General features: G+C 38.4%; 2 protein-coding genes. One reads left to right on the plus strand and one right to left on the minus strand.

Going from position 1 to position 1,930, the window contains the following annotated elements; genetic code table 11:
- Nucleotides 1-1,281, plus strand: a 1,281-nt coding sequence (locus C1E99_RS02230) for an SH3 domain-containing protein (RefSeq protein WP_193441782.1), incomplete at its 5' end; no start/stop codon positions are given.
- A 136-nt stretch (nucleotides 1,282-1,417) separates the two neighbouring features.
- On the opposite strand, the gene C1E99_RS02235 is transcribed toward C1E99_RS02230, so the two are convergent.
- The coding region (locus C1E99_RS02235) for a transposase (protein WP_161951134.1) at nucleotides 1,418-1,930 on the minus strand (513 nt) is incomplete at its 5' end.

Here is a 1,930-nt window from a genome sequence, read left to right on the forward strand (position 1 = left end):
GTTTCCGATAGTAAAGGTATCAAAGCTATCAAAGTACCAGTTTGGGCAGACCAAAATGGTCAAAATGACATTATCTGGTATGATGCGGTCAAACAGTCCAACGGTAACTACAAGGTAGCAGTGTCCTTGTCAGACCACAAAAATGAACAAGGTCTTTACCATGTACATCTATATTATGTAGAAAACGATGGCAAGATTGTAGGTGTGTCAGCTACCCAGACAAAGATTGAAAGTAAACCAGTCAAGTCTGAAACAGAATTACCAAGTCAAGGCACCTATCACTTTACTAAGCAAGCTGAAGTTAAAAATGAAGCCAAGGTATCCGCACCGACTCAATTTACCTTTGAAAAAGGGGATAAGGTCAACTACGATAAAGTTATCCAATCTGACAATCATCGCTGGATTTCCTATGTAAGTTACAACGGAACTCGTCGTTACGTGGATTTGGGGCAAATGTCTGGCTCAACAGTTGTCAATACAGTTACAGAAAAACCGGTTGAAGCACCGAAAGCTACTCAACCAACTGGTCAACTGACCATTCAGAATCAAACTGCAACAAGTTTTGAAGTGGAAGTGTCCAATGTTTCTGATAGTAAAGGTATCAAAGCTATCAAAGTACCAGTTTGGGCAGACCAAAATGGTCAAAATGACATTATCTGGTATGATGCGGTCAAACAGTCCAACGGTAACTACAAAGTAGCAGTATCCTTATCAGACCACAAAAATGAGCAAGGTCTTTACCATGCGCATCTTTACTATGTAGAAAATGATGGCAAGATTGTAGGTGTGTCTGCAATTCAGACCAAGATTGAAAGTAAACCAGTCAAGTCTGAAACAGAATTACCAAGTCAAGGCACCTATCACTTTACTAAGCAAGCTGAAGTCAAGAACGAAGCCAAGGTATCCGCACCGACTCAATTTACCTTTGAAAAAGGGGATAAGGTCAACTACGATAAGGTCATCCAAGCCGACAATCATCAGTGGATTTCCTATGTAAGTTACAACGGAACTCGTCGTTATGTACAATTAGAAAACAGTGAAGCCAAAGGTAATCTAACCTCAGAAACTTCAACACAGAAAAAGGAAATTCCTAACCAAGGCACTTATCACGTTATAAAAGATTTAGAAGTGTATGATCAACCAACTAAAGAAGCTAAATTGATTACTTATTACAAAAACGGTAGTAAGATAAATTATGATAAAGTGATCAAGGCAGAAGGTAGTAGTTGGATTTCCTATGTTTCTTATTCAGGAGTTCGTCGTTTTGTAAAAATTGATTAAACTAAGACAAATGAATTAGAGTCTGGGCAAAAACTAGCTTCTCGCATATAAAAATGAGCAGTTCCAATTAGGAGTTGCTCGTTTTCCATTTCATGCTTTATCGGCTCTTTGTCAACTGTAGTGGGTAGATGAAAAGCTAACACCTAGAGAGGACGAAATTCGTTCTCTCTTTTTCAATATTCAAAGCGATGTAAATCTTAGTTTTAAAGTTCGTAAAGTTCCTAAAGCCGAAAGCCTGTCTCTTGATGTCCTTGATGAGTTTATTGGTCGCTTCTAGTTTAGCGTTGGAATAGGGTAGCTCAATGGCATTCGTGATATAAGTTTTATACTTTAGAAAGGTCTTAAAAACAGTCTTGAAGGCAGGATTGACAAGGTTAAGGTTGTCTTCTAGAAGCTCGAAGAAATATTTCGAGTTCTTCTCTTGGAAATGGAAGAGGAGAATCTGGTAGAGGTCATAATAGAATCTTAGTTGATCTGAGAACTCGAGTGTTTTCTGAACAACCTCTTTCGGTGTCAATATTTGCCCAAAGGTACGAGAATAAAAGAGGTTCTGAGACAGTTTACGGCTATCTTTTTGAAGAATCCGCCAGTGATTTTTCATGGCTCGATAAGGTAGGGAAGGTGTATCAAAGGTTTTCATAATGTCAAT

The sequence above is a fragment of the Streptococcus suis genome, assembly GCF_002964045.1.
GTDB classification, from domain to species: domain Bacteria; phylum Bacillota; class Bacilli; order Lactobacillales; family Streptococcaceae; genus Streptococcus; species Streptococcus suis_U.